Origin of the sequence: Enhygromyxa salina, assembly GCF_002994615.1 — a bacterium.
GTDB classification, from domain to species: Bacteria; Myxococcota_A; Polyangia; order Nannocystales; family Nannocystaceae; genus Plesiocystis; species Plesiocystis salina_A.
Genome location: NZ_PVNK01000003.1, coordinates 1 through 1,038, shown reverse-complemented (window position 1 = coordinate 1,038; position 1,038 = coordinate 1). Strand labels below are relative to the sequence as shown.

Below are 1,038 nucleotides of genomic sequence, written 5' to 3'. Positions count from 1 at the left end.
CCCCGCTGCGGCGCCGCCGGCCGACCCTCCACCTCCGCCTCCGCCCCAGCCGCGCTTCGATCCGAACACCGGCCAACCCCTCGGCGAGGACGACAAGCCCGCCGTCAAGACCATGTTCTTCGGCGCGCTGCAACAAGAGACCGTGGCCCCGCGCCTGGTCGTCATCAAGGGCGAAGGCGGCGACGGCGTCACCTATCACCTCAGCGGCACGACCCACATCGTCGGTCGCACCCAAGGTGACATCACCTTCGGCGAGGACGTGTTCCTCAACCCCGAGCACGCCAAGTTCTCCGTTCAGAGCGGGCGCCTGTTCGTTCAGGACCTCAGCAACAACAACGGCGTGTTCCTTCGCATCAAGCGTCCGACGCCCCTCGACGACGGCGACCTGTTCCTGGTCGGCGAGCAGCTGCTCAAGATCGACAGCGCGCCGCTGCCCGAGTACGGACCCAACGAGTCCGGCACTTACTTCTACGGCAGCCCCCGACCCGATGGTTCCTTTCGTGTCATCCAGGAGCTCGCCGGTGGCGGCCAGGGCCTCGTCAAGTCGGCGACCGCCACGACGATGTCCATGGGCCGTGAGGGCAACGACCTCGACTTCCCCGACGACCGGTTCATCTCCGGGCATCACGCCAAGCTCGACCTATCCGACGACGCCAAGGTCCTGCTGACGGATACCGGCTCCCGCAACGGCACCTTCGTCCGCATCAAGGGCGCGCAGGAGCTGTTCCACGGCGACTACCTGTTCGTCGGTCAGCAACTCTTCCGCGTCGAGATCTCGTGAGGCTCCTGTGATCGTCTGCCCCAACTGCGGCAAGGAAAACCAAGACCACTACAAGTTCTGCCTCGGGTGCGGCGCGAAGCTGCCGGCACCCGGGCAAGCTCCGGCCCCGCCGCCTCCGACCCCGAGCGCGGTGCCGGCTCCGGCTCCGGCGGCTCCAGCTCCGTACGCGCCGCCTCCGGCCCCCGCTGCTGCGCCGCCTCCGCAGGCTCCACCGCCTCCGGCCTACGCGGCCCCGGCCCCGGCCCCAACCACGCCCC

The 1,038-nt window shown here is 69.0% G+C and carries 2 protein-coding genes; both read left to right on the top strand.

Annotated features, from left to right (window positions below):
* Positions 1–781: FHA domain-containing protein (locus ENSA5_RS00210; protein WP_146155157.1), on the top strand; the 781-nt coding region annotated here is incomplete at its 5' end.
* A 7-nt stretch (positions 782–788) separates the two neighbouring features.
* Positions 789–1,038, top strand: a 250-nt coding sequence (locus ENSA5_RS39635; RefSeq protein WP_146155156.1) for a zinc-ribbon domain-containing protein, incomplete at its 3' end; no start/stop codon positions are given.